This is a genomic window from uncultured Solobacterium sp. (genome assembly GCF_963550625.1).
Lineage (GTDB): Bacteria > Bacillota_I > Bacilli_A > Erysipelotrichales > Erysipelotrichaceae > Bulleidia.
In genome coordinates this window covers 94,936-118,262 of the sequence record NZ_CAUVCV010000001.1, presented here as the reverse complement: position 1 = coordinate 118,262, position 23,327 = coordinate 94,936, and the positions used below count along the sequence as shown (strand labels likewise).

Annotated in this window: 35 protein-coding genes; 3 read left to right on the top strand and 32 right to left on the bottom strand. The window is 38.6% G+C overall.

What is annotated here, in order from left to right; translation table 11 throughout:
- Positions 1 to 19: 19 nt before the first annotated feature.
- The 25 genes from infA to RYK16_RS00505 all read right to left on the bottom strand — a co-directional run bounded on the left by infA (position 20) and on the right by RYK16_RS00505 (position 13,151).
- Entirely contained in the window at positions 20 to 238 is a 219-nt protein-coding gene (gene infA / locus RYK16_RS00625) for a translation initiation factor IF-1 (RefSeq protein WP_006525026.1), read from the bottom strand.
- A 63-nt stretch (positions 239 to 301) separates the two neighbouring features.
- A complete protein-coding gene (locus RYK16_RS00620) occupies positions 302 to 952 on the bottom strand; it encodes an adenylate kinase (protein WP_314850145.1) in 651 nt (216 codons plus the stop codon).
- A 22-nt stretch (positions 953 to 974) separates the two neighbouring features.
- Entirely contained in the window at positions 975 to 2,258 is a 1,284-nt protein-coding gene (secY, locus tag RYK16_RS00615; RefSeq protein WP_314850144.1) for a preprotein translocase subunit SecY, read from the bottom strand.
- A 1-nt stretch (position 2,259) separates the two neighbouring features.
- Entirely contained in the window at positions 2,260 to 2,700 is a 441-nt protein-coding gene (rplO, locus tag RYK16_RS00610) for a 50S ribosomal protein L15 (RefSeq protein WP_294021441.1), read from the bottom strand.
- Positions 2,701 to 2,711: 11 nt separating this feature from the next.
- On the bottom strand, positions 2,712 to 3,230 hold the full coding sequence (gene rpsE / locus RYK16_RS00605; protein WP_294021442.1) for a 30S ribosomal protein S5: 519 nt from the start codon (positions 3,228 to 3,230) through the stop codon (positions 2,712 to 2,714).
- Between the two features lie 16 nt (positions 3,231 to 3,246).
- The gene (rplR, locus tag RYK16_RS00600) at positions 3,247 to 3,603 is read right to left on the bottom strand and encodes a 50S ribosomal protein L18 (protein WP_294208192.1); all 357 of its coding nucleotides are present in this window, start codon (positions 3,601 to 3,603) and stop codon (positions 3,247 to 3,249) included.
- Positions 3,604 to 3,623: 20 nt separating this feature from the next.
- The gene (gene rplF, locus RYK16_RS00595; RefSeq protein ID WP_294024568.1) at positions 3,624 to 4,172 is read right to left on the bottom strand and encodes a 50S ribosomal protein L6; all 549 of its coding nucleotides are present in this window, start codon (positions 4,170 to 4,172) and stop codon (positions 3,624 to 3,626) included.
- 20 nt (positions 4,173 to 4,192) lie between these two features.
- Positions 4,193 to 4,582: a 30S ribosomal protein S8 gene (gene rpsH / locus RYK16_RS00590; RefSeq protein ID WP_314850143.1), complete on the bottom strand. Its 390-nt coding sequence runs from the start codon at positions 4,580 to 4,582 to the stop codon at positions 4,193 to 4,195.
- A gap of 14 nt (positions 4,583 to 4,596) precedes the next feature.
- Positions 4,597 to 4,782, bottom strand: coding sequence for a type Z 30S ribosomal protein S14 (locus RYK16_RS00585; RefSeq protein WP_006525017.1), 186 nt, complete (start codon positions 4,780 to 4,782; stop codon positions 4,597 to 4,599).
- A gap of 17 nt (positions 4,783 to 4,799) precedes the next feature.
- Positions 4,800 to 5,339, bottom strand: a complete 540-nt coding sequence (rplE, locus tag RYK16_RS00580; RefSeq protein ID WP_006525016.1) for a 50S ribosomal protein L5 — start codon at positions 5,337 to 5,339, stop codon at positions 4,800 to 4,802.
- The gene (gene rplX / locus RYK16_RS00575) at positions 5,339 to 5,662 is read right to left on the bottom strand and encodes a 50S ribosomal protein L24 (protein ID WP_314850142.1); all 324 of its coding nucleotides are present in this window, start codon (positions 5,660 to 5,662) and stop codon (positions 5,339 to 5,341) included. Before rplX ends, rplE begins: the two co-directional genes overlap by 1 nt.
- A 14-nt stretch (positions 5,663 to 5,676) precedes the next feature.
- Positions 5,677 to 6,045, bottom strand: a complete 369-nt coding sequence (gene rplN, locus RYK16_RS00570; protein WP_294021447.1) for a 50S ribosomal protein L14 — start codon at positions 6,043 to 6,045, stop codon at positions 5,677 to 5,679.
- An 18-nt stretch (positions 6,046 to 6,063) separates the two neighbouring features.
- Positions 6,064 to 6,327, bottom strand: a complete 264-nt coding sequence (rpsQ, locus tag RYK16_RS00565; RefSeq protein ID WP_294208200.1) for a 30S ribosomal protein S17 — start codon at positions 6,325 to 6,327, stop codon at positions 6,064 to 6,066.
- A gap of 14 nt (positions 6,328 to 6,341) precedes the next feature.
- Positions 6,342 to 6,542 (bottom strand): 50S ribosomal protein L29, encoded by a 201-nt coding sequence (gene rpmC / locus RYK16_RS00560; protein WP_006525012.1) that lies wholly within the window; start codon positions 6,540 to 6,542, stop codon positions 6,342 to 6,344.
- Between the two features lie 5 nt (positions 6,543 to 6,547).
- Complete coding sequence (gene rplP / locus RYK16_RS00555; RefSeq protein WP_006525011.1) at positions 6,548 to 6,970, bottom strand: 50S ribosomal protein L16; 423 nt, start codon at positions 6,968 to 6,970, stop codon at positions 6,548 to 6,550.
- A gap of 2 nt (positions 6,971 to 6,972) precedes the next feature.
- The gene (gene rpsC, locus RYK16_RS00550; RefSeq protein ID WP_314850141.1) at positions 6,973 to 7,782 is read right to left on the bottom strand and encodes a 30S ribosomal protein S3; all 810 of its coding nucleotides are present in this window, start codon (positions 7,780 to 7,782) and stop codon (positions 6,973 to 6,975) included.
- Between the two features lie 17 nt (positions 7,783 to 7,799).
- The gene (rplV, locus tag RYK16_RS00545) at positions 7,800 to 8,135 is read right to left on the bottom strand and encodes a 50S ribosomal protein L22 (RefSeq protein ID WP_006525009.1); all 336 of its coding nucleotides are present in this window, start codon (positions 8,133 to 8,135) and stop codon (positions 7,800 to 7,802) included.
- Positions 8,136 to 8,149: 14 nt separating this feature from the next.
- Complete coding sequence (gene rpsS / locus RYK16_RS00540) at positions 8,150 to 8,419, bottom strand: 30S ribosomal protein S19 (protein WP_006525008.1); 270 nt, start codon at positions 8,417 to 8,419, stop codon at positions 8,150 to 8,152.
- A gap of 20 nt (positions 8,420 to 8,439) precedes the next feature.
- Positions 8,440 to 9,273, bottom strand: a complete 834-nt coding sequence (gene rplB / locus RYK16_RS00535; protein ID WP_314850140.1) for a 50S ribosomal protein L2 — start codon at positions 9,271 to 9,273, stop codon at positions 8,440 to 8,442.
- 63 nt (positions 9,274 to 9,336) lie between these two features.
- Positions 9,337 to 9,627 (bottom strand): 50S ribosomal protein L23, encoded by a 291-nt coding sequence (gene rplW / locus RYK16_RS00530; protein ID WP_314850139.1) that lies wholly within the window; start codon positions 9,625 to 9,627, stop codon positions 9,337 to 9,339.
- Positions 9,627 to 10,256: a 50S ribosomal protein L4 gene (rplD, locus tag RYK16_RS00525; protein WP_006525005.1), complete on the bottom strand. Its 630-nt coding sequence runs from the start codon at positions 10,254 to 10,256 to the stop codon at positions 9,627 to 9,629. Before rplD ends, rplW begins: the two co-directional genes overlap by 1 nt.
- Positions 10,257 to 10,268: 12 nt before the next feature.
- Positions 10,269 to 11,027: a 50S ribosomal protein L3 gene (gene rplC / locus RYK16_RS00520; RefSeq protein ID WP_314850138.1), complete on the bottom strand. Its 759-nt coding sequence runs from the start codon at positions 11,025 to 11,027 to the stop codon at positions 10,269 to 10,271.
- 22 nt (positions 11,028 to 11,049) lie between these two features.
- Positions 11,050 to 11,361 (bottom strand): 30S ribosomal protein S10, encoded by a 312-nt coding sequence (gene rpsJ, locus RYK16_RS00515; protein ID WP_028077828.1) that lies wholly within the window; start codon positions 11,359 to 11,361, stop codon positions 11,050 to 11,052.
- A gap of 369 nt (positions 11,362 to 11,730) precedes the next feature.
- The gene (locus RYK16_RS00510; RefSeq protein ID WP_314850137.1) at positions 11,731 to 12,408 is read right to left on the bottom strand and encodes an HAD family hydrolase; all 678 of its coding nucleotides are present in this window, start codon (positions 12,406 to 12,408) and stop codon (positions 11,731 to 11,733) included.
- Complete coding sequence (locus tag RYK16_RS00505) at positions 12,405 to 13,151, bottom strand: hypothetical protein (RefSeq protein ID WP_314850136.1); 747 nt, start codon at positions 13,149 to 13,151, stop codon at positions 12,405 to 12,407. Before RYK16_RS00505 ends, RYK16_RS00510 begins: the two co-directional genes overlap by 4 nt.
- Before the next feature lie 132 nt (positions 13,152 to 13,283).
- On the opposite strand from RYK16_RS00505, the gene RYK16_RS00500 reads away from it, so the two are divergent.
- Positions 13,284 to 14,606, top strand: a complete 1,323-nt coding sequence (locus RYK16_RS00500) for a class II D-tagatose-bisphosphate aldolase, non-catalytic subunit (RefSeq protein WP_314850135.1) — start codon at positions 13,284 to 13,286, stop codon at positions 14,604 to 14,606.
- Positions 14,607 to 14,694: 88 nt separating this feature from the next.
- Here the strand turns inward: RYK16_RS00500 and RYK16_RS00495 are convergent, their stop codons facing one another.
- The 4 genes from RYK16_RS00495 to RYK16_RS00480 form a co-directional block, all read right to left on the bottom strand.
- Positions 14,695 to 15,960 carry a transglutaminase domain-containing protein gene (locus RYK16_RS00495; protein ID WP_314850134.1) on the bottom strand — a complete coding sequence of 422 codons (1,266 nt, stop codon included), beginning with the start codon at positions 15,958 to 15,960 and terminating at the stop codon, positions 14,695 to 14,697.
- A gap of 43 nt (positions 15,961 to 16,003) precedes the next feature.
- Complete coding sequence (locus RYK16_RS00490; RefSeq protein ID WP_314850133.1) at positions 16,004 to 17,287, bottom strand: transglutaminase domain-containing protein; 1,284 nt, start codon at positions 17,285 to 17,287, stop codon at positions 16,004 to 16,006.
- 97 nt (positions 17,288 to 17,384) lie between these two features.
- On the bottom strand, positions 17,385 to 18,572 hold the full coding sequence (locus tag RYK16_RS00485) for a transglutaminase domain-containing protein (RefSeq protein ID WP_314850132.1): 1,188 nt from the start codon (positions 18,570 to 18,572) through the stop codon (positions 17,385 to 17,387).
- A gap of 70 nt (positions 18,573 to 18,642) precedes the next feature.
- Positions 18,643 to 19,350 (bottom strand): hypothetical protein, encoded by a 708-nt coding sequence (locus tag RYK16_RS00480; protein ID WP_314850131.1) that lies wholly within the window; start codon positions 19,348 to 19,350, stop codon positions 18,643 to 18,645.
- Between the two features lie 74 nt (positions 19,351 to 19,424).
- On the opposite strand from RYK16_RS00480, the gene RYK16_RS00475 reads away from it, so the two are divergent.
- Entirely contained in the window at positions 19,425 to 19,598 is a 174-nt protein-coding gene (locus RYK16_RS00475; RefSeq protein WP_314850130.1) for a hypothetical protein, read from the top strand.
- Positions 19,599 to 19,653: 55 nt separating this feature from the next.
- Here RYK16_RS00475 and RYK16_RS00470 read toward each other — a convergent pair whose 3' ends face one another.
- The 3 genes from RYK16_RS00470 to agaV are packed head-to-tail and all read right to left on the bottom strand — an operon-like array spanning position 19,654 to position 21,923.
- Positions 19,654 to 20,607, bottom strand: a complete 954-nt coding sequence (locus RYK16_RS00470) for a PTS system mannose/fructose/sorbose family transporter subunit IID (protein WP_314850129.1) — start codon at positions 20,605 to 20,607, stop codon at positions 19,654 to 19,656.
- Positions 20,597 to 21,391, bottom strand: a complete 795-nt coding sequence (locus RYK16_RS00465; protein ID WP_314850128.1) for a PTS sugar transporter subunit IIC — start codon at positions 21,389 to 21,391, stop codon at positions 20,597 to 20,599. The genes RYK16_RS00470 and RYK16_RS00465 overlap by 11 nt, the downstream gene beginning before the upstream one ends.
- 55 nt (positions 21,392 to 21,446) lie before the next feature.
- Positions 21,447 to 21,923 carry a PTS N-acetylgalactosamine transporter subunit IIB gene (agaV, locus tag RYK16_RS00460; RefSeq protein WP_040627132.1) on the bottom strand — a complete coding sequence of 159 codons (477 nt, stop codon included), beginning with the start codon at positions 21,921 to 21,923 and terminating at the stop codon, positions 21,447 to 21,449.
- A 209-nt stretch (positions 21,924 to 22,132) separates the two neighbouring features.
- On the opposite strand from agaV, the gene RYK16_RS00455 reads away from it, so the two are divergent.
- Positions 22,133 to 23,299 (top strand): AraC family transcriptional regulator, encoded by a 1,167-nt coding sequence (locus RYK16_RS00455; RefSeq protein ID WP_314850127.1) that lies wholly within the window; start codon positions 22,133 to 22,135, stop codon positions 23,297 to 23,299.
- Positions 23,300 to 23,327: the final 28 nt, after the last annotated feature.

Here is a 23,327-nt window from a genome sequence, read left to right as displayed (position 1 = left end):
ACAATTCTACCAAAAACTTTTACTTATGTCTGTAGGTAATTCGCCCACGTGTTAAATCATATGGTGAAATCTCAACGGTGACCCGGTCTCCCGGTAAAATGCGAATGTAATTCATACGGATTTTACCAGCAACGTGGGCACGGATCTCGTGACCATTTTGAAGCTTCACCAGGAAATTTGCATTTGGAAGTGTTTCTTCCACAATGCCATCAATTTCAATAACGTCCTGTTTGCTCATCTTACTCACTTTCTTTATATGAGTTCTGGAAAGGGAAATCAATCCCTTTCCAACTCAATATTTTTAAGCATTCTTCTCAAGAGCTTTTTTAATATCTTCAAATACTTTTTCCGGTGCTTGTGCAGCATCGATATGTGTTACTACACCCTTTTGATCATAATAATCAATAACCGGTTTTGTACTTGATTCATAACCTTCCATACGAACCTTTAACTGTTCAACTGTATCATCTTTACGCTGTTGAAGTTCGCTTCCGCAAACATCACATACGCCTTCAACTTTACTTGGATGATTATGAATATGATAAATTGCCCCGCACTTTGGACAGATGCGACGTCCTGTAATTCTTTCTTCAAGAATTTCGAACTTCACCTGTAAGTCGATAACTGCATCAACTTCTTTTCCAATCTTCTCAGCAATCTTGTCGAAGACTTCAGCCTGTACTAATGTACGTGGGAAGCCATCTAAGAGATAACCATTTACGCAGTCTGGTTGTTGAATACGTTCTTCAACCATTGCGTTAATCAAATCATCTGGTACAAGTTTACCTTGATTCATATAACTTTGAGCCTCAAGGCCTAAAGCTGTGCTGTTACGCACATTCTCTCTTAGCATATCGCCAGTAGAGATGTGTGCGATATTGTATTCCTTTAGGATTAGGTCAGACATTGTGCCTTTTCCTGCTCCGGCAGGACCCATGATCAGAATATTCATATCTTATTGCCTCTTTCCAAACTTATCTCAAGAATCCCTTGTATGACTTCTGTGTTAACTGACCCTTCAATTGTTTAACAGTTTCCATTGCGACACCGACAACAATGATGATACCAGTTCCACCTACAGCAGTTGCTTGGGATAGTGGAGTAAACATGGTTAGTAAATAAGGAACTACAGCAATTAGTGTCAATCCAATTGCGCCAAGTACTGTAATTCGGTTCAATACCTTATGCAGATATGTCTTAGTCTCATTACCTGGACGAATACCAGGGATATAAGCACCAGACTTACCAAGGTTTTCAGCAACCTTTTCTGGATCTACCTGCAAGTCAGTATAGAAGAATGTGAACAGGATTGTTAATAATGCATAGAGCCCAAGACCGGTTGGTGTACTCAATGAGAGCCACTGGCTTAGTTTATTATACAGGTCAGTATTAATAAAACTAATTACGATCTGTGGAGCCATCATAATACTCTGTGCAAAAATGACAGGAATTACGGATGCACTATTAATTTTGAGTGGTAAGAATGTAATATCGCTACCACTACGTGCTGCGGAACTGTTTGTATACTGGATAGGAATCTTACGTACTGCTGTTTCCATAATAATTACGAAGACAACAACCGCTAGATATAGGACACAATACAATGCGAACTGTAGAATTCCATTGAATAGTTCACCTTGTGTTGTTCCACCAGCAAGAATCTGATATACCTGCATGAACGCTGCTGGCATATTAGAAACAATACCCGCGAAGATGATAATGGATAAACCATTACCGATACCCTTCATTGAAATACGGTCACCAATCCAGATGAGGAACATGGACCCCGCAGTCATGACGGTTGCAGTATATAGATATCCTGAAAGATTTGCATTTGTCAGGACTCCATACTGCTTATCGAATCCATATACCAAGGAATATGCTTGAACAAATGCCAATACAACTCCTAGGTATCTAGTAATTCGTTCAATTTTCATTCGACCTGTCTGTCCAGATTTTGTCATTTCCGTTAATGACGGAATAACATCCATGGATAACAACTGAATGATGATACTTGCTGTGATATATGGTGTGACACCCATCGCAAAGATGGATAATCTTTCAAGTGCACCACCACCCAGCATATTCATAATGCTGAGTAGTGAGTTATTTGCAAGTGATTGAGCTAGCGATTCCGTGTTAACACCCGGAACAGGTAGAGCAGCTCCGACGCGATAGATCAGCAGCATTGCTAAAGTAAAGAATATTCTATTGCGAGTTTCCTTATTCTTAAACAAGCTGACGAACGTATGCATCATATTAGAGAACCTCTACTTTTCCGCCTGCTGCTTCAATAGCACTCTGTGCTGTCTTTGAGAACTTCTCAGCCTTAACAGTGAGTTTCTTCTCAAGCTTACCGCAACCAAGTACCTTAACACCATCGAGGTGCTTCTTAACAAGGCCTGCAGCCTTAAGAGCTTCGTAATCAACTGTTACGCCATCTTCGAACTTGTTTAAGTCCTCAACGTTAACAATTGCATACTCCTTACGAGTATAGTTTGTGAAACCTCTCTTAGGCATTCTCTTGAAGAATGGTGTCTGTCCACCTTCAAATCCAATCGCAACACCACCGCCGCTACGAGCGTTCTGACCTTTGTTACCCTTTCCGGAAGTCTTACCTGTACCGGAACCTTGGCCACGACCGATTCTCTTTCTGTTAGAGCGGGAACCTTCTGTATATGTTAATTCATTTAGTTTCATCAGGACCCTCCTTATCGAATCTCAGCGACTTTCTTATCGCGAGTCTTAGCAATTTCATCTACTGTACGCATACCCTTTAATGCTTCTAATGTTGCGTAAACAACATTGACAGGTGTACGTGAACCGATAACCTTAGAAAGGACATCTGATACACCAGCAAGCTCTAATACGGAACGTACTTCACCACCGGCGATAACACCAGTACCAGGTGCAGCTGGAGCTAAGAATACAGTTGTTGAACTGTGCTTGCTCTTAATTGCATGTGGAACTGTACGGTAGTTATCAACGAGGTTAACGCTGAATACATTCTTTGTAGCTGCTTCTGTAGCCTTCTTGATAGCATCTGGAACTTCGGCTGCTTTACCCATACCGAAACCGATTCTACCCTTCTTATCACCAACAACAACTAGTGCTGCAAAGCGCATTCTACGTCCACCCTTTACAGTCTTGCTGACACGGTTAATGGAGACTACTACTTCTTCGAACTCTTTTGGTTCGCGTTTCTTGAAACTCTTCTTATCGTTCTGCATTTCGTACTCTCCTTCCTTAGAACTTCAAGCCAGCTTCTCTAGCTGCATCAGCTAAAGCCTGGACTCTTCCGTGATATACATAACCGCCACGGTCGAAACGTACTGCTTCGATCTTAGCTTCTTTGCACTTGTTAGCGATAGCTGCGCCAACCTTCTTAGCTGCTTCGATGTTTCCACCGTTCTCAAGCTTTAATTCAAGAGAACTTACAGCACATAGAGTTGTACCTGTTGTATCATCAATTACCTGTGCATAGATGTTTGCATTGGAACGGAATACATTTAGTCTTGGGCACTCAGGAGTACCGTTTACGACGTTACGTACACGCTTATGACGACGAATACGTTCTGCATTTTTATTTGCTAATTTAATCATTACTTAGTCTCTCCTTTCCCTTACTTCTTGGCAGCTGCAGTCTTACCTTCCTTACGGCGAACAACTTCGTCAACATAACGAATACCCTTTCCACCGTATGGTTCTGGCTTCTTAGTAGCTCTAACTACTGCTGCGAACTGACCTACAATTTGCTTATCGATACCACTTACGTTAATGGATGCAGGATCTGGAACTTCAACCTTAACATCTGATGGTACTTCAAATTCTACTGGGTGTGAGAAACCAACGTTAAGAGTTAGTTTATTACCTGATAAAGCTGCACGGTAACCAATACCTACAATCTTCATCTTCTTAACAAAGCCTGTGTGAACACCTTCAACCATGGAAGCTAACAAGGCACGAGTTGTACCATGTAACTGCTTTGTATGTTTCTCTTCATTTGGACGTTTAACTGTAGCGATACCTTCGTCCACACTGATCTCCATTAATGGAGAGAACTTCTTAGTCAGTGTTCCCTTAGGGCCTTTTACAGTCACCTCATTACCTGCACCGATAGTAATTTCTACGCCAGCAGGAACGGTAATCGCTTTATTTCCGATACGTGACATTTTTTATTTCCTTTCTCTAATTACCACACGTAGGCGATAACTTCACCGCCGATGTGTAATTTACGTGCTTGTTTGTCTGTCATCATTCCATTTGATGTGGAAATGATAGCAATGCCTAATCCATTTAATACCTTAGGAATTTCCTCACCCTTAGCATAAACGCGAAGACCTGGCTTAGATATTCTCTTGATGCCGCTGATTACGCGACCATCTTTGAGAGTAACAACGATCTTCTTTTCAATTCCTTCGCCTGTTACAGCGTAGTTGTCAATGTAACCTTCGCTCTTTAAGATCTTAGCAATTTCAACCTTAACCTTTGAAGCTGGAGCTACGTCAACTGTTGTCATGCGTGCTTGAACTCCATTACGGATTCTTGTAAGCATGTCAGCAATAGGGTCTGTCATATTCATCTCGTGCTACCTCCTTACCAGCTTGCCTTCTTAACTCCAGGAATCTGGCCCTTGTAAGCCAATTCACGGAAGCAGATACGGCATAATTTGTACTTTCTTAATACTGAATGTGGACGTCCACATCTCTCGCAACGTGTGTACTCGCGTGTGGAGAACTTAGCAGGACGTGACTGCTTAACTTTTAAACTTGTTTTTGCCATTCTCAGCTCTCCTCTTTCTACTTAGCAAATGGCATGCCCATTCCCTTGAGCAATGCATATGCTTCTTGATTTGATTGCGCAGTTGTTACGATAACGATATCCATACCACGAACCTTGTTAACCTTATCGAAGTTGATTTCAGGGAAGATTAACTGTTCCTTAACACCTAATGTGTAGTTACCACGACCATCAAATGCTGTAGCACTTACACCACGGAAGTCACGTACACGTGGAAGAGAAATGTTGAATAACTTATCTAAGAATTCATACATTCTTTCGCCACGTAATGTAACCTTACATCCGATAGGCATATCTTCACGAAGCTTGAAGTTCGCAATGGACTTCTTAGCCTTTGTGATTACTGGCTTTTGACCAGCGATTAATGTTAATTCTTCAACAGCTTCGTCGAGAAGTTTTGAATTAGCAATTGCATCACCAACACCCATGTTGATAACAACCTTAACGATCTTTGGTGCCTGCATTGTACTTGTATAGTTGAATTCCTTCATTAAAGAAGGCTTAACTGTTTCCGTGTACTTTTCTAATAAACGGTTCATTATTTCTTGCCTCCTTTAACTTCTGCTCCGGACTTCTTGTAAACGCGAATCTTGTTACCATTGTCATCTACCTTAATAGATACACGGCTAGCTGCCTTCGCCTTCTTGTCATAGAGCATTACATTAGAAGCGTCAATAGCTGCTTCCTTTTCAACAACGCCACCTTCTGGGTTCTGCTGAGTTGGCTTCAAAGTCTTCTTAACAACGTTAACGCCTTCAACGATAACCTTGTTTGTCTTTGGATTAACTGCCTTAACTTCAGCAACTGTTCCCTTATAGTGACCGCTGATTACCTTGACTGTATCGCCTGTCTTGATTTTCATCGATTCGGCCTCCCTTATAACACTTCCGGTGCAAGGGAAACAATCTTCATGAATCCCTTATCACGGAGTTCCTTAGCAACCGGACCGAAGATACGTGTTCCGACCGGTGTGTTGTCATCCTTGATGATGACAGCCGCATTGTCGTCAAACTTAATGTAACTGCCGTTTTCGCGACTGATACCGTAAACTGTACGAGCGATTACACACTTAACAACCTGACCTTCCTTAACGGATCCGTTAGGTGAAGCTTTCTTAACTGCACATACAACGATATCGCCGATGTTAGCGCGCTTGCGCTTACTGCCGCCTAAACATCTGATAACCAATACTTCTTTGGCACCGGTGTTGTCAGCAACGTTTAATCTGCTTTCATTCTGAATCATATTTTCTCCTCCTGTGCCTTAAAGAATTACTGCTTTTTCAACAATCTTCACTAAGCGGAAATGCTTGTCCTTACTTAATGGTCTTGTTTCCATTACTTCTACAACGTCACCAATACGTGCTTCGTTGTTCTCGTCATGAGCCTTGAAAGTATTGGAATACTTAACACGTCTGCCATATAAAGGATGGCTCTTTGTAGTAGCGATTTCAACGACAATTGTCTTGTCCATCTTATCGGAAATAACTGTTCCGCGAAGGACTTTACGTCTATTTCTTTCTTCCATTTTTAGCCCCTCCTTTATTTAGCCTGCGCACTAGCGCGTTCTGTTAATACTGTCTTAATACGAGCGATAGTCTTCTTGATATCTCTCATTCGAGCAGGATTCTCGAGGTTTCCTGTAGCCTGTGCAAAGCGCAGAGTATACAGTTCTTCCTTCAAAGATGTGACTTCCTTCTCGAGTTCTTCATTACTTAGATCTCTGATTTCCTTCACATTCATGATGTTTATTTAGCCTCCTCTGCTGTCTTCTTTATAAAGCGTGTCTTTACACAGAGCTTGTTTGCTGCAAGACGTAATGCCTCACGAGCAACTTCTTCGCTTACACCAGCAATTTCAAATAGGATTCTTCCCTTTTGAACTACTGCTACCCAATGGTCTGGTGAACCTTTACCGGAACCCATACGTACTTCCAAAGGCTTCTTTGTCTTTGCAAGCTGTGGGAACACCTTAATCCAAACCTTACCACCACGGTTCATATAACGTGTCATAGCGATACGTGCAGCTTCCAACTGGTTACTGCTTACATAAGCACCTTCGTCAGCTACTAATCCGAATTCACCAAATGCTAACTTTGTGCCAGCCTTTGACTTTCCTTCATAGCTTAAACGGTGAGGTCTTCTGTATTTTGTTCTATTTGGCATTAACATATTTATTCTTGACCTCCTTTAGCTTCTTCTGCTACAGGAGCAGCTTCTACTTGAGCAGGACGTGCAGCGCGATTGCCTGTTGGCTTTCTGTCATTACGGCCACGTCTGTTATTGTTTCTGCGGTCATTTCTTGCTGGACGGTTAGGAGCTTCTGGTTCCTTAACCATTTGTCCTGGAAGAACTTCACCACGGCAGATCCAAACCTTAACGCCTAACTTACCATAAGTTGTAGTTGCTTCTTCAGCAGCGTAGTCAATATCACTTCTGAGTGTATGAAGAGGAACAACACCTCTTGCATAACCTTCCTGACGAGCGATTTCTGCACCGCCTAAACGACCCTTAGCCAATGTCTTGATGCCCTTAGCACCTGAGCGCATTGTCTGTTGGATTGCCTTCTTCTGTGCAATACGGAAGGACTGACGTGCTTCCAACTGTTCACAGATACGACGTGCAACAAGACGAGCATCTAAGTCAGGGTTTGCTACAGCAATTACGTCAACCTTAACGTTCTTGCCACCTGTTAACTTAGATAACTTCTTCTTAAGAACTTCCATCTTATCCTTGTCGCCATCTTTTCCAAGCATAGCACCTGGACGAGCGCAACGAACGATAACCTTAACGTCCTTCTTGCCTGTACGTTCAATCTCTACGCGAGAGATATATGCGTCCTTCAATTCCTTTTCTAGGAACTTACGAACCTTGACATCTTCGTTCAGAAGATCTCCGAAATCAGCTTTATTTGCGTACCATCTAGAATCCCAGTCACGGATTACGCCGACGCGCATGCCGATTGGGCTAACTTTCTGTCCCATGTTCTGACCTTCCTCCCTTACTTCTCATCTGAAACCACAACTGTGATGTGGCTTGTTCTCTTTAAAATCTGTGCTGCATTACCCTTAGCTCTAGGCATGAAACGCTTGAGGACTACACCTTCATTAGCATAGCAAGCCTTGATATATAGGTTTTCTGCATTTAATTGATTGTTGTTTGTTGCGTTGGCAGCTGCACTCTTTACAACCTTAGCTACTGCTGTAGCTGCGTGGTTAGGAGTGAACTTTAAGATTGCCAATGCTTCTTCAACGCTTCTTCCACGTACCATGTCTAAGACAAGACGAACTTTACGAGGAGTGAAACGAACTGTCTTTGCTGTTGCTCTTACATCCATGTTATTTTTCCTCCTTACGCCTTCTTGTCGTCGCCATGACCGCCGAACTTACGTGTTGGCACGAATTCACCAAGCTTGTGTCCAACCATATCTTCTGTTACATAAACTGGAACGTGTTCCTTACCGTTATGAACAGCGAATGTGTGCTCAACGAAGCTAGGGAAAATCGTTGAACGGCGAGACCATGTCTTAATTACTTCATTCTTATGTGCTTCATTCTGTGCTTCAACCTTCTTTAATAGGCTAGCATCACAGAATGGGCCTTTTTTCAAACTTCTGGACATTTTTTATGTTCTCCTTTCAACTATTTTCCATTACGTCTTCTGACGATGTACTGGTTACTCTTATTCTTTGGCTTACGAGTCTTAACACCCATAGCCTTCTTGCCCCATGGTGTCATAGGTGACTTACGTCCAACTGGCGCTCTACCTTCACCACCACCGTGTGGGTGATCAACTGGGTTCATTGCAGAACCACGTACTGTAGGACGGATACCCATCCATCTGGAACGACCAGCTTTACCTAAGTTGATTAAGTTATAATCACCGTTACCAACTGCACCAACTGTAGCGCGGCAGTTGCTATGAACACGGCGAACTTCGCCAGATGATAAACGAATTGTTACGAAGTTTCCTTCAGAACCAAGGATCTGAGCAGAACATCCAGCAGCACGTGCCATCTGTCCACCCTTACCAGCTGTAAGTTCAATGTTATGAACTACAGTTCCGTCAGGAATGTTCTTCAATTCCATTGCGTTACCAACCTTAATATCAACTGCTTCACCGGAGATAACTGTATCACCAACGTGTAAGTCAGCTGGACAGATGATATAACGCTTTTCACCATCTAAATAGTGTAATAATGCGATATTTGCATTTCTGTTTGGATCGTATTCGATTCCAGCAACTTTAGCAGGAACGTTGTCCTTATTTCTTCTAAAGTCGATAATTCTATACTTTTGCTTAACGCCTCCACCCTGATGACGAGTAGTGATGCGTCCTGTGTTGTTGCGTCCACCCTTCTTGTTTAGTGGAGCAAGCAGGCTCTTCTCTGGAGTTGACTTTGTAATACGGTCATTGCTCAGAGTGGACATATTTCTACGTCCGGCACTGGTAGGCTTGTATTTTACGATTGCCATTTTCTTTCACTTTTCCTTTCGCAATTTTCCGGAGATAGCGAATTCCTCCGATAGTTAATTCTCTTATTTCTCGCTATTGAAGATATCGATTGAAGCACCCTCAGGTAATGTAACAATTGCCTTCTTATAAGCAGATGTTGTACCTTCGTAGCGGCCCATTCTCTTCTTCTTAGGATGAACGTTAACGATGTTAACGCGTTCTACTTTAATGTTGTAGATTTCCTTGATTGCCTGAGCAACAGAAACTTTGTTTGCGTTCTTAGCAACTTCAAATGTTACCTTATTGAAGCTATCTTGAAGCTTCATTGTCTTTTCTGTTACGAGTGGTCTAACAATAATGTCACGTGCGCTCATTATGCAAATACCTCCCCAGCCTTTTCAGCAGCCTTTTCTGTGAAGACTACCTTATCAGCATTTACAATGTCATATACGTTTAAGCTTGACACTGTTACAACTAATGCATTTGGAATATTTCTCATTGAAACATATGCATTATCGAAGTCTTCATCAGCCTCAGCCACGAATAATGTCTTACGGTCGAAACCGAAAGCATTCATTAAAGCTACAGCCTTCTTTGTCTTGATCTCATCAAATGATAAGTTCTCAAGAACAGTTAATGAACTTTCTTGAAGCTTTTCACTCAATGCAGAACGTAAAGCTAACTGACGAACCTTACGGTTTAGCTTGAAATCATACTTACGTGGTTGTGGTCCGAATGCGATACCACCGTGTCTCCACTGTGTAGCGCGTGTAGAACCCTGACGAGCACGACCAGTACCCTTTTGACGGAATGGCTTCTTACCTGTTCCAGATACTTCAGCTCTAGTTAATGTTGCATGTGTTCCCTGTCTTAAACCAGCTTGGTAGACGAGGATCGCATCATACATTGCTTGCTGATTTGGTTCGATGCCAAATACAGCATCAGATAGCTCGATGGACTTAACAGCCTTAGCTTCCTGATTGAATACATCAATTTTAGCCATTGATCAAATCCTCTACTTTCCTTCAGCTTCAGTAACTGCTGTAGCAGCTAATTCAGCTTCGATTGTTTCAGAAACCTTTTCTAGTTCCTCTGCAACAGAAACGCCTTCATAAGAAATTAATTCAGGAACTGAAACTTCCTTAACTGGCTTAACTGTTGTCTTGATAACAACCAATCCCTTACGTGGTCCTGGAACATTACCCTTAACAAGGATATATCCTTCTTCAGCGTCAACCTTAACGATTGTTAAGTTCTGATTAGTTGTTGTGTAAACACCTTCTTGACCAGGCATTACTGTGCCCTTGTTAACCACGCCGTTGTTACGACCGTTAGTTGCAAGAGAACCGATATGTCTGTGGTGGCCTGAACCATGTGACATTGGTCCACGGGAAGCATTGTTACGAACGATAGTTCCGCTGTAACCCTTACCCTTGCTTGTTCCCTGTACGTCTACAACGTCACCAGCCTTGAACAAGTCAGCCTTAACTTCAGCACCTACTTCAAGGTTCATCATTTCATCAGCTCTGAGTTCCTTGATGTAATGCTTAGGAGCTGTATTAGCTTTCTTAGCATGTCCGATAGCAGGCTTGTTGGAACGGTGTTCTTTAACATCCTCATAACCTAACTGAACAGCTTCGTAGCCATCAACTTCCTTTGTTTTCTTTTGTAGTACAACGTTCGGTTTTACATCGATCACTGTTACAGGAATCAGAGTTCCTTCGATCGTGAATACCTGGGTCATACCAAGCTTACGTCCTAAAATACCCTTCATTTGTATTTACCTCTGTTCCTTTCTACAACTTGATTTCGATATCAACTCCAGAAGGCAAATCCAATCTGCTTAATGCATCGATTGTTTCTGCGGATGGGCCGATAATTTCGATCAATCTCTTGTGTGTACGGATTTCGAATTGCTCACGAGCATCCTTGTACTTGTGGACAGCGCGAAGTACTGTAATAACTTCACGCTCAGTAGGCAGCGGAACAGGTCCGACGATCTTCTTTGCGCCGTGGCTTGTAGCTGTCTTAACGATCTTTTCGCTAGCAGCATCTAAGCTTCTGTTCTCGTAAGCCTTCAGACGAATTCTTACTGAGTTCTTTGCCATGAATTTTTCCTCCTTATATTCACTCCGCTATCTTGTAGCGGATCGCTCCGTGGAAGTTCCCTGGTTATCACACCATACTGTGACAACGCACATCGGCGTGCCAGCAATCTTCCACATCTACACGAGTGCTTCAATATAGTAACACTACTAAAACCCTTTTGCAATCACTTTTTTTGATATTTTTACTCTTTTTATTTCCATGTATTTTTTGACCGTTTTTCAACTAAAACATACTACAATTCATGTGAAAGCCTTCTCATTTCATTTTTATTTCAGTATGTTATTCAAACTAATTTTTATTTATATATATTATATTGTTAGAAAAAGACCCTATATTTAGGGTCTATTCACTATATATTTTCGTATTATTTACTGGTTCCAATCTGTATTTATAAGAAACATATCACGAATTTCATCATAGTTGCTTACTTGTTTCACGTCATATAGAGAGACGCCACGATGCTCATAGCAATACCAAATCGGTAACATTCCGGCTCTTACAGCACCTACGATATCTGTCGCAAATGTATCTCCTATAAAGGCAATCTCATCACATTTTAGTCCTAGATCATCGGCAGCTTTCTGATAAATTGACACATCTGGTTTATGGACACCAAATGCTCCACTAATAACTACGGTATCAAAATACTTTCGCATATCTAGATAATCAATCTTTACAGCCTGTGAATTCTCGTTGCCATTTGTAATAATACCAATTTTGTATTTCTCTTTTAACTCTCCAAGCACTTCATAAGAGTGTGGCATCTCAACCTGGAATTCATGGAATGTTGCATACCACTTGTCCTTCCATGCCTCCACATCTAAATCAGGTACATAATGTTTTTTCAACATTTCTAGGACATGAGTCTTGTTGATTGTCCCATATTCGTCCCATAACATACAACGTTGTACAATCCTTTCAAACTCTATATCATGAACATCCATTTCCGGTAACATCTCATGTACCATCCAACGATACATAAAGTATGCCGACTCAACTCGGTTACTAAGAGTACCGTCAAAATCAAATAATATCCCTTTGATCATCCTTTTCTCCCCTCCGGTTGCATTTGAAGAATTGTAATATCATCTGTTGTTAAATAACGATATTTCTGAATATATTTTTCAAATACAATATCATTTATATCAATACCACTCATTAAAATAGATTTATCCTGTAATACAGCGGACATTCCATCACTATAAAGATAGATATTTTCTATTTCACCTCTTTTAACACTTCCTTGCTTTCCATGCATACACCCAACACCATCTAGAGATCCAATCCAATATCCTTCTGGATGGTTTTTATCATTCAATAACATTCTCGTCTCACGATGCAACGCAGTTTTATCTGACACTTCTTTCTGATTTCTCTTGTTGATTCTATCAAAAGATTCATCACGATATATTTTGCCATGCATGTATATCTCACAATCACCCAATGCATACCATTCAATATTCGTATTATTCACTCTAGCAATTGTAATTGCAAAAGTAGGTAGTTTGTATTTCTCGATCAAATTATAACCGGAAATTGTATGAAGATATTCTGATTCAACATCTTTGCATGCATGATATAACATATCTGCCAATGGTTGCTTATCATCAACATGTCTTTTTAGTGCTTCTGATATCTTCTGCATTGTTTTTTGTACATCGTTACCACCGAGTAAATCATCTCCAAAAAGAGGTGTTGCACCATCGATAACCCACATCATATTATCTTGCCAACCATAGATATCTTGGTTTACATGTTTTGTGCCTTCCTGTGTAAATACTTTTATCATAGTTTCTCCAATATCAGAACTAGCTCATTTGTATTTTTGTACTGATATATCTATTATATCCTCTAAAAATGCAAATTCATTAACAATTAATTCATATACCCTGCTGTATAATTTTATTAGGAGGATTTTATCATGAGAGAACATCCATTAAAACATATTGTTCGTTTGCAAAAACAAGGCAAAGCTGTCGGCATCTATTCTGCTTGCACTGCAAATGAATTGGTATTACGTGCATGTATGCAACGTGCTAAAGAAACAAACTCTGTACTCTTAATCGAAGCTACAGCAAACCAGGTTGATCAGTATGGTGGCTATACAGGTATGAAGCCAAAAGATTTCATGAAGTTTGTTGAGGAACTTGCTGAAATCGAAGGCTTATCTATGGACCGTATCATTTTAGGTGGTGACCACTTAGGTCCACTAACATTTGTACAATACGAAGAAGAAAAGGCTATGCAAGAAGCTTCTGAACTAATTCGTCAGTTTGTGCTTGCTGGCTTTACAAAAATTCATATCGATACATCAATGAAAGTTGCAAGTGACGATCCAAACATTCGCTTAAGCGATGAAATTATTGCTAGACGTGGTGCTGAACTTGCTGTTGTTGCGGAAGAAGCATACCAACAACTTCTTAAAGAAAACCCAGATGCATTACACCCTGTTTACATCGTAGGTTCCGAAGTGCCTATTCCAGGCGGTTCACAAGATGCAGTAGAAACCGGTCTACAAGTGACGAAAGTTTCCGACTTTAAGCAGACTGTTGCAGCATTTGATAAAGCATTCCATGATCATCAATTAGATGAAGCTTGGAAACATGTTATCGGTGTTGTCGTACAGCCAGGTGTCGAGGAGAAGGATGCCGGTTGCACACCATACGATCGCTCTAAAGCAGTTGATTTAATGGCATCAATCAAAGAATATAATAATCTTGTCTTTGAAGGTCATTCTACTGACTACCAAACAAAAATCAGTCTTCGTGAGCTTGTAGAAGATGGCGTTGGTATCTTAAAGGTTGGTCCTGGCCTTACATTTATGATGCGTGAAGCCTTATTTGCATTAGCATATGCTGAAAAGGAACTATTAAAAGATCACCCAGAAAAACAGAGCCACTTTATTGAAGTACTTGATGAAGCGATGCTCAAGAATCCAAAATATTTCATCAAGCATTATCACGGTACTCCTGAAGAGATTGCATATAAGCGTAAGTTCTCCTTCAGTGATCGTTCTCGTTACTATATGCCTGTTGCAGAAGTTGTTGCAGCACAGAAAGTGTTGTTTGAAAACTTTAAGGATGGTGTACCTCTTGGTTTATTAAGCCAGTTTATGCCTATCGCATATACAAAGGTTCGTGAAGGCAAATTACATAATGATCCAGTATCTCTAGTTAAAGACCGTGTTATTTATACTGTGGATGAGTATATGTACGGTTCTCATCAAGAGGAAATTACATTTTAATGAAGCTTAGGTATACCCTAAGCTTTTTATAATAATAAAACTGTGCATCTCTTGAACTCATTTATCAAGAGATTACACAGTTTATTTTTTATGAAACAATTTTAACAGTAATTACACCTGCATCATCTTTAGAGATTGCATTATAGTAATATCTTCCAGGGAAATATTCACTAAAGATATTTGTAATATAACGATTGTTCTTCAATAACTCCTCAACAGCATATTGGAAAGAAGCTTGATCACCAATCTGGAATGAAATCTCTTGGTATGGATTTTCATATAACTTCTGTAGTACGTAGTTTCTAATTGCATAGTAGTCATATGTTTCAAAATAAGCTCCATTTTGAACATAGTAAGATAATGAATTATCTGTACATTGAGGGAATGTAAATGCGTCAATCTTGTCATATGGCCCTACTGGAACTTGACCATTTAGAGAAATATGAGTACGGAATAACAGTTCATCTGTCACCATAAAGTAGTAGTAAACTAGTTTTTGACTTCCATCATCAGTGGTAGGGTCTCCCCAAGTAACATCAACCCAATAATACTGGCCATTCAATTCAACTAGATTCCATGCATGTGATTCATTTGTTTGTCCACGAACTGTTGTACACTTTAGCCCAGCCTTCTTACATAAATACTGGAAGGCTCTTGCATATCCTGCACAGATACTCTTCTTTAAGAGGAATACACCTGTGTAGTCTTGATCACATTCATTTTCTTGGTATTCCGTCCAGTTGATAATCCACTCATAGAAATATTTCAGTTTATTGTAGTCACTTTCATTTGCGACAGCTGCCACAACATTATCTGCAATTGCATCAACCTGTGCCCACTTTGTTTCTAAATCTTCTGGAACAGGAAATTCAAGCTCAACTACCTTTTTATTAGCATCTATGCGATAACGATAATTCCACATCCAATAGGATTCTGGAAAGTCATACATAAATGCATATATCGCTGGTGAAAGATCTTCCAATTTCACTGGCTTCTTCAACTCATAAAGTGAAGTAGGCTTCTTCATGAAATCATATAGTTCTTCGTAAATCACCTTCTGAACAGATGTTAACTGTTCGTAATAAAATAAATAGAGTGATTGTAATTCTTTTTTCTTGCTGTTATCAACTAATTCAAAACCATTCTTTGTCTGATTTTTATTGTTCTTATTGTCTGAATTTTTTACTGTGAATCCTTCTTTTGTTTGTGTTTGGTTTTCTGTATTTGTATTTGTTTCTTTGTAATCATAATTATATGTATTAAGTGTTTGGTTTTGCGTATCCTCTGCTACGAAATCTAGTACCGTACAGCCAGATAAACAAAACACCAATAGTATAGAAATAAACTTTTTCATAATTCTCCTTGCTTTAGCGTAATATGTTTCTCGCTAATTGTGATTAATATACTTGGATACCTATAATTCCCGTATCATTCCAATAGTAATAATAGTATCTAAATCCATATCCAAAATATTCTTGTAGAATGCCTGTCATATATAGATAGTTATCTGAGAACAAATAATCTAACGCTTGTTGGTATGATGCTATATCACCAATTTGGAACTCAAAATATTGGTATGGATTCTCATTTAACTTCTGTAAGACATAACTTCTGATTCCGTAATAATCGTATGTTGGGAAATATGATCCCGTCTGTACATAGTAAGATAGTGAGTTATCTGTACATTGTGGAAATTTAAATACATCAATTGAATCATAACTATTTAATAACACTTTACCATCTAAAGTATAATGTGTACGGAATAATACTTCATCAGTAGTCATAAAGTAATGGTAGTTTAATGTTTGTGTTCCATCATCATATACTGGATCTCCCCAAGTTACATCTACCCAATAATATTTACCATTTAACTCTACTAAATTCCATGCATGTGGCTCATCAGTGTCTCCAGGAACGTATGTACATTTGATTCCTGCTTTCTTACATAAATACTGGAATGTTCTTGAATATCCAGCACATACACTCTGCTTTAAGAGGAATACACTTGTAAAGTCTTGGTCACACTCATTGCTTTGATATATCGTCCAGTTAATGATCCACTCATAGAAATACTTTAATTTGTTATAAGTACTTTCATTTGCGACTGCTGCTACAACATTATTTGCAATAGCATCTACTTGTGCCATTTTTGTTTCCAGATCTTCTGGTATAGAAACAGTTATACTTGTGACTCTTTTTTGATTATCCGAGTAATATTGATAACCTTCCAGCCAGTATGATTCTGGAAAATCATACCTAAATGCTGTCATTGCCGTAAAGAAATCTTCAGTTTTTGCAGGTTTTTTTAAATAGTACATTGAACTAGGCTTCTGTAGAAAAGCATACAAGTCTTCGTAAACCGCCTTCTGAGTAGATGATAATTGATCATAATAGAATAAGTATAAGGATTTTAATTGCTTATTTTCCTTTTCAGCAAGTTGAAATCCATTTTTTGTTTGGTTATTATCTGTTTCATTCTTATTCTTTGATTCATTTGAATTTTTTACAGTGAAACCATTTTTTGCTTGATTTTGATTCTCTTCAGTAGTAGTTGTTTCCTTGTAGTTGTATTCATTTTTATATGTATCATTTGTTTGGTATTCATTATTTGCATCGATTAAATCTAAAGCCGTACAACCAGATAAACATAATACCAATAGTATAGATATGATTTTTTTCATAATTTAACCCACCTTCATAACCAAAAACTGACCAACGTTCAGTTACATTTATATAATACCATATCTTAAAATTTATTTTTTAAGATATGTTTAATTTTTATTGATAAACCTGTATACCAATCACACCTACTGTATCTATCTGGTAGTAATCAAGCTTATAGTCAGACCCAAAGTAGTCCTTTAAAATACTATAAATTTGATTAGATTCTTGCGTAACTAATAGCTGTAAAGCCTGTTTATAAGATTTTATATCACCAATCTGAAATTCAATATATTGATATGGATCTTCTTTTATTTTCTTTAAAATATATTTTTTGATAGCATCGTAGTCATATGTCTCAAAATATGCTCCATTTTGAACATAGTAGGATAAAGAGTTATCCGTGCATTTTGGGAACTTAAACACATCAACTTCATTCAATGTACCTACCGGCACTTTCCCATTTAAAGAAAGATGTGTGCGAAATAGAATTTTGTCTGGCACCATAAAATAATGGTAGTTTAAAACTGTATTTCCTTCACTATCAAATGAATCACCCCAAGTAGCGTCTATCCAGTAATATTTATCGTCGAGTTCAACTAAGTTCCATGCATGCAATTGATCTGTCATACCAAGTACATATGTACATTTAATTCCCGCTTTTTTACAAAGATATTGAAAGGCTTTTGAATACCCTCCACATACACTTTGTCTTAAAAGGAATACACCAGTTATATCTTGTTCGCATTGATTTCTTTGATATACGGTCCAGTTAATAATCCATTCATAAAAGTACTTAATCTTTTCGTAATCACTGGCACCCTTTACATCATTTACAACTTTATCTACGACTTGATTAACCTGCGCCATTGTAGTGGATAAGTCAGCTGGCACATTAAACTGTAATCTCGTAATTTTATCTTCACCATTCGATAGATAATGATAATTCCACATCCAGAATGCTTCTGGAAAATCATATTCAAATGCATAAAAAGCGATATTAAAATCTTTTATACTTGTTGGTGTTTTCAGTTCGTATATTGCATTCTGATTTTGCAGTGCTTGATATAAGTCTAGATATGCCTCTTTCTGTGTTTGTGTCAGTTGCTCGTAATAATATAAATAGAATTTCTGGTCGATATTATCTGGATATACTGTTCCAATTTCTTTTTTTGAATCAGCAGTTATTTCAGTATTATCTTGCGTAGAATTCATTGAGTGGTTATTTTTATTGCCTGTAAAGACATCTAATATAGTACATCCAGAAAGACATAGTGCTAGCACTATTGATATAACCTTTTTCAAAATTCCACCTACTTTCTTATAAATAATGAGCATGACCCTAATTTTGTCATGCTCATTATCATATCACATATTAAATTTTATATTTTAATACATCATTATATTTCTTTGTTTGAATCAACTTTTGTATTTCCTGGAAATATGTTGTATCCTTCAACTTCTTAGCCGCATGATTGAGTGCGCGCTCTGTACGGTCTTTATCATCCTTTAAGCAATAGGATTGTGCAGCTCTAAGATAACATACACCAGCAGGTACTGGATCTGTAATTGTATCTCCACGGTCCATTAATTCTGAAGCATACTTACCATCACGCAGAACATGAATTGTATATGGATATTCAACTTCTCTTAATATCTTAGTATATTTCTCTTTCTGCTTATCTGTTAACTTATCATAAGCTTTGTGAATTGCGTCATAGGATTCTACTGCCTTTTCATTTTCTTCCTGTGCAATACGGAATAATAATTCTTTCTGTAATACTAGTACACGGTCAGAAGATCTGAGCTTATAGGCTGCTGCTCTTTCAAAGAGTTTATTAAGTTGTTCTTTATCACCCTTGATGAGATTTGCATCAATTGCCATTAAAGTACGTAACTTCTTATTAAAGAATAAACGACTGGATAATGAATCTAACTCTTCTAGATAACGATCCGCATCACCTTGGCGATATAGTAATAAAGACATATACATAACTTGTCTTTGCGCAAAGAACATCCATGCAACATATAGGACAAGCCCAATGATCAATAGAACACCAAATACCAATAAACGATTTCCCATAAACAACCTCCGTATTTCAAGAATATCATGAAAAACACTGTTATAATAGAACCATAAGGAGTTAATGCATACTTATGTCTATATCCGCAACACTCATTGCCTTATTCATATTTATCGCAGTCATCATCAGTTATGTAATACATAACAAGAAACGCAACCCTGAGGAGAAACTCCCTCTTAGTGATGACGTACAAAGAATGTATTACGATAAATATGAACAAGAATTAAAGAATCAAGACAATCAATAATCTTCATTTAGAACAAAAGGGACAACCGATAAGGTGTCCCTTTCGTTATGCATGATTACTTATGCCAAATAATGAATGAACTTAGAATTTGTGGAACCTTGTAGTCTCCAGCCCAAATTCCGAATACACATCCAACGATACCGATAACGAGTAAGAGCATAATGCACTTAGTTGGTGACCAGTTCTTCTTCTTAATTAATGTGTAGCACATTAATGTTAATCCTAATGGGATAAGAGCAGGTAAGATACCATCTAATAATTCTTGAATATTGATGAAAACATCTTTTAACTGTTCAACTTCTTTTTCGACTATATTGCCATTCTCGATAACAAGCTGCTTAACTTTTTCAGCTGTTTGCCCGTTAGGAATCATGATGCCAAGAGATGTTGCACCATAGTTACATGTCAATGCACCAACTACGAATACACCAAGCATAGAAGCAGCGTGTGTGAATTCACGAGCGTTAGCAGTCAATACTTCGATAGCTTTTGTACCCATGTCATATGACCAGTACATTAACCAGTAACGAAGAGCCATCTGTACACCGAATGTAATGATGAAGTACAAGATTGGTCCTACTAAGTTTCCACCAATTGCTAAGTTAGCTGTAATACCAGCTGTGATAGGAACCAATGTAAACCAGAACAATGCGTCACCAATACCACCTAAAGGACCCATAGCTGCTACACGAACAGCACGGATTGAGTTGATATCAGCCTTCTGTTGTTCCATGGATAATACAATACCCATAACGAATGTTACTAAGAATGGGTGAGTATTGAAGAACTCAAGATTGTGAGTCATGGATGTGGATAAGTCATCCTTATTTGTGTGGATAGCTTCCAAACCAGGTAAGATTCCCCATAACCAACCAGCAGCCTGCATTCTTTCGAAGTTAAAGGAAGCCTGTAAGTTTAGAGAACGCCAAACCATCTTATTTAAAACTGCTTTTGTAAGTGGTTTAGCAGGAGCAGTGTCCTTATATGCTAAATTGAAATTAGATTCCATCTCCAGCACCTCCGTTATTAGATGTTAATTGTTTGATCTTAACATTTGTATTGTAGTCGTACATTGCAATTGCAAAGCCGATAAATGCTACAAGAATTAATGTCGCACCAGATGTTGCCTTGATGTTTCCAAGAACAGCAGCAGCTGTGAAACCTGCGAAGTAGATACCCCACATATCGTTTGCAAGCATGATCTTTAGTAATACTGCGAAACCTACGTAACGCATCATCTTACCAGCAGCACCTAAGCCACCCATTAACCATGAAGCATTTTCAGAGAAACTCTTTAATGTTGCACTAGCAGCATCTCCACCGAAGAACGCAACAAGTGCTAGAACTGCGAAGAGACCACCTAAGATGCACATTGATAGAATGTTTACACCAGTGATTCCAGCTGGATCTGCATTTTCAGCAGCCTGATCAGCCTTAGCCATGATGTATGACATAAATGTGAATGTGAATGTAACTACGTACTGTCCAAATACAGAGAATACAACTGCTAGACCTAAAGCCTGGTCAACAGGTAATCCTGACTTAACAGCGAAGATCATTGCTACAATAGAACCTAATACAGCGTTTGGTGGCTGTGCTCCACCGACTGGCATATTACCAACCATCATCAGTTCATATGTACCACCGATGACAAGGCCAGTTTTTACATCACCTAAGATCACGCCGATAATTGGGCAAGCGATAATAGGACGATATAAAAGCTCAGTCAGTGAGAATTGGTCAATTGCAAAGATGAATGTTGCTACAGCAAGTAATAATGCTTGTAATACCATTTGATTCAATCCTCCTTAAAATAGAATTTCTGTAGTGAAACGGCTGTAATGATTTTTACCCAAAGAGCTTGCTGATGTCTTCAGCGTGTTCCTGCGGCACTCTGCGGATTTCTAACTCAACACCGAGTTCCTGTAACTTCTTGAATGCTGCTACATCTACATCATCAACAGCAACGCTAGTAGCGACCTGACGTTTTCCTTCAGCCATGTGCATGTTACCAATGTTTACCTTCTTAATTGGAACACCGCCTTCAACTAAACGTAATACGTCAGTAGGTGTCTCACAGACGATAAAGATGTGCTGTGATGGAGAAGCCTTGTGGATAGTTGTAATTGTTTTTTCAATTGTCCAGTAACGTGTCTGTGCATATGAAGGTGCAGCCATATCCATCAACCCTTGACGGAATGTGTTTGCAGCTACATCATCATTTGCTACCAAGATTAAGTTAGCACCAATTGAACCGGACCATTGTGTTGCCACCTGTCCATGAATTAGACGATTGTCAATTCTAGTTAGTACAATATCTGGCATTTCCTTACTCCTTTCTCTTTGAGTATATGCGCTATTGCCAAAAATGGAAAGCGCTCTCATGTGTATATCTTAACATTAAGTGTCACATAATATTTACATTTTTGTTCAAAACTAGTGTACTTTTCGGTAACGAAAAATTTTCTTTTGTTGATTTTTCATTTCTTTCAACCTTAAAATATGCTATTTTACAGGTAAGGAGATGGTGAAATATGATTAGTAAAACCACTAGTTCTAATTTCGTTAAATTTGGCACAATTGTCCAAAATATTCCAGATGAGGATTTTATAGTTGAAGAGTTTACAATCTCGACAAAAGAAATCCACGATATTTATTCTTATAATCAAGCTATTTACTTAGAATCTTTTGAAGGAATGGCCATGCTTGGTGTTGTTCGTGTTCCTGAGGTAGATTCCATCGAGAGCTTCGCTTTACATCGTCGTGTGCGTATTGAACCTGATGTTTATTTCAATCTCACTTCAATGAGTGAACACATTGTTTATCGCTTGTACATCCCTAAACATGCGACAAAAACAACCTACACATTACCAAAACCATTTGTATATGAGAGTATTTCCCCAAAGATTCGTATCTCTGAAATCATTGCTTATTATTATGTTGTAAAACGTCCAGCATACTCCTTTTTAGGAGAGACACATAATTACTATGAATTAACTTTCGTTGATCAAGGGTCCTTAGATACAACAGTTGATGGTAAGTCCTATACAATTGGTATGAATGAATGCATGTTATATGTGCCTGGACAATTCCATGACCAAAAAGTATCTTCTGATAATCCATGTTCCTACTTAACAGTTATCTTTGCGGCAGATGGTGTTCATGCAGATATAGTTTCAAATCGTGTGATTAGTTGTACACGTGAAATGCAGGATGATATCAATCGCTTTGTTTCTACTTCCGATCAAGGAAATCCATTTAAGTATGATGGAATGATTTCCTGTTTAGAGCAGATTCTCATCTCTTTCCACATGTATGCAAATGCAAAAAAGATGCCTAAACCTATCACACCGGTTAACCAACACTTCGAAGATCGTCTTGTAGAAGAAATTCTCGAGTACATTCACAAACATATTTTAGAACCACTACCAATCGAACAAATTTGTGATCGCTTTGCTATTTCACGAAGTACATTACAAAACTTATTTAAAAACAATCTCCAAGTACCACCAAAACAATATATCAATACTGCAAAGTTAAATCAGAGTCGATTACTCATTCGTAAAGGTGATTTCACAATTACGGAGATTGCGTCTATGTTAAGTTTTAATTCTATTCACTACTTCTCTCGTAAGTTCACACAGAGTTATGGTATTACTCCTAGTGAGTATGCTCGTAAGATTTACGACCAGATTGATTAGCTTCTTTAGGTCATATCCAGTATGTAGG

What these genes read in the sequence shown, in the direction of transcription:
- rpsS (WP_006525008.1), bottom strand. Translation starts at nt 8,419, where the DNA reads ATGTCCAGAAGTTTGAAAAAAGGCCCATTCTGTGATGCTAGCCTATTA.
- infA (WP_006525026.1), bottom strand. Translation starts at nt 238, where the DNA reads ATGAGCAAACAGGACGTTATTGAAATTGATGGCATTGTGGAAGAAACA.
- RYK16_RS00455 (WP_314850127.1), top strand. Translation starts at nt 22,133, where the DNA reads ATGATTAGTAAAACCACTAGTTCTAATTTCGTTAAATTTGGCACAATT.
- rplR (WP_294208192.1), bottom strand. Translation starts at nt 3,603, where the DNA reads ATGATTAAATTAGCAAATAAAAATGCAGAACGTATTCGTCGTCATAAG.
- rplO (WP_294021441.1), bottom strand. Translation starts at nt 2,700, where the DNA reads ATGAAACTAAATGAATTAACATATACAGAAGGTTCCCGCTCTAACAGA.
- rplW (WP_314850139.1), bottom strand. Translation starts at nt 9,627, where the DNA reads ATGAGCGCACGTGACATTATTGTTAGACCACTCGTAACAGAAAAGACA.
- rpsC (WP_314850141.1), bottom strand. Translation starts at nt 7,782, where the DNA reads ATGGGACAGAAAGTTAGCCCAATCGGCATGCGCGTCGGCGTAATCCGT.
- rpsJ (WP_028077828.1), bottom strand. Translation starts at nt 11,361, where the DNA reads ATGGCAAAGAACTCAGTAAGAATTCGTCTGAAGGCTTACGAGAACAGA.
- RYK16_RS00585 (WP_006525017.1), bottom strand. Translation starts at nt 4,782, where the DNA reads ATGGCAAAAACAAGTTTAAAAGTTAAGCAGTCACGTCCTGCTAAGTTC.
- rpsE (WP_294021442.1), bottom strand. Translation starts at nt 3,230, where the DNA reads ATGCAGAACGATAAGAAGAGTTTCAAGAAACGCGAACCAAAAGAGTTC.
- RYK16_RS00470 (WP_314850129.1), bottom strand. Translation starts at nt 20,607, where the DNA reads ATGGAATCTAATTTCAATTTAGCATATAAGGACACTGCTCCTGCTAAA.
- rplB (WP_314850140.1), bottom strand. Translation starts at nt 9,273, where the DNA reads ATGGCAATCGTAAAATACAAGCCTACCAGTGCCGGACGTAGAAATATG.
- rplD (WP_006525005.1), bottom strand. Translation starts at nt 10,256, where the DNA reads ATGGCTAAAATTGATGTATTCAATCAGGAAGCTAAGGCTGTTAAGTCC.
- rplC (WP_314850138.1), bottom strand. Translation starts at nt 11,027, where the DNA reads ATGAAGGGTATTTTAGGACGTAAGCTTGGTATGACCCAGGTATTCACG.
- RYK16_RS00465 (WP_314850128.1), bottom strand. Translation starts at nt 21,391, where the DNA reads ATGGTATTACAAGCATTATTACTTGCTGTAGCAACATTCATCTTTGCA.
- RYK16_RS00475 (WP_314850130.1), top strand. Translation starts at nt 19,425, where the DNA reads ATGTCTATATCCGCAACACTCATTGCCTTATTCATATTTATCGCAGTC.
- RYK16_RS00500 (WP_314850135.1), top strand. Translation starts at nt 13,284, where the DNA reads ATGAGAGAACATCCATTAAAACATATTGTTCGTTTGCAAAAACAAGGC.
- RYK16_RS00490 (WP_314850133.1), bottom strand. Translation starts at nt 17,287, where the DNA reads ATGAAAAAAATCATATCTATACTATTGGTATTATGTTTATCTGGTTGT.
- RYK16_RS00480 (WP_314850131.1), bottom strand. Translation starts at nt 19,350, where the DNA reads ATGGGAAATCGTTTATTGGTATTTGGTGTTCTATTGATCATTGGGCTT.
- rplP (WP_006525011.1), bottom strand. Translation starts at nt 6,970, where the DNA reads ATGTTAATGCCAAATAGAACAAAATACAGAAGACCTCACCGTTTAAGC.
- RYK16_RS00510 (WP_314850137.1), bottom strand. Translation starts at nt 12,408, where the DNA reads ATGATCAAAGGGATATTATTTGATTTTGACGGTACTCTTAGTAACCGA.
- rpsH (WP_314850143.1), bottom strand. Translation starts at nt 4,582, where the DNA reads ATGAATATGACAGACCCTATTGCTGACATGCTTACAAGAATCCGTAAT.
- rpsQ (WP_294208200.1), bottom strand. Translation starts at nt 6,327, where the DNA reads ATGGAAGAAAGAAATAGACGTAAAGTCCTTCGCGGAACAGTTATTTCC.
- RYK16_RS00505 (WP_314850136.1), bottom strand. Translation starts at nt 13,151, where the DNA reads ATGATAAAAGTATTTACACAGGAAGGCACAAAACATGTAAACCAAGAT.
- secY (WP_314850144.1), bottom strand. Translation starts at nt 2,258, where the DNA reads ATGATGCATACGTTCGTCAGCTTGTTTAAGAATAAGGAAACTCGCAAT.
- rplX (WP_314850142.1), bottom strand. Translation starts at nt 5,662, where the DNA reads ATGAAAATCAAGACAGGCGATACAGTCAAGGTAATCAGCGGTCACTAT.
- agaV (WP_040627132.1), bottom strand. Translation starts at nt 21,923, where the DNA reads ATGCCAGATATTGTACTAACTAGAATTGACAATCGTCTAATTCATGGA.
- rplN (WP_294021447.1), bottom strand. Translation starts at nt 6,045, where the DNA reads ATGATTCAGAATGAAAGCAGATTAAACGTTGCTGACAACACCGGTGCC.
- rplV (WP_006525009.1), bottom strand. Translation starts at nt 8,135, where the DNA reads ATGGATGTAAGAGCAACAGCAAAGACAGTTCGTTTCACTCCTCGTAAA.
- rplF (WP_294024568.1), bottom strand. Translation starts at nt 4,172, where the DNA reads ATGTCACGTATCGGAAATAAAGCGATTACCGTTCCTGCTGGCGTAGAA.
- RYK16_RS00495 (WP_314850134.1), bottom strand. Translation starts at nt 15,960, where the DNA reads ATGAAAAAGTTTATTTCTATACTATTGGTGTTTTGTTTATCTGGCTGT.
- rpmC (WP_006525012.1), bottom strand. Translation starts at nt 6,542, where the DNA reads ATGAATGTGAAGGAAATCAGAGATCTAAGTAATGAAGAACTCGAGAAG.
- rplE (WP_006525016.1), bottom strand. Translation starts at nt 5,339, where the DNA reads ATGAACCGTTTATTAGAAAAGTACACGGAAACAGTTAAGCCTTCTTTA.
- RYK16_RS00620 (WP_314850145.1), bottom strand. Translation starts at nt 952, where the DNA reads ATGAATATTCTGATCATGGGTCCTGCCGGAGCAGGAAAAGGCACAATG.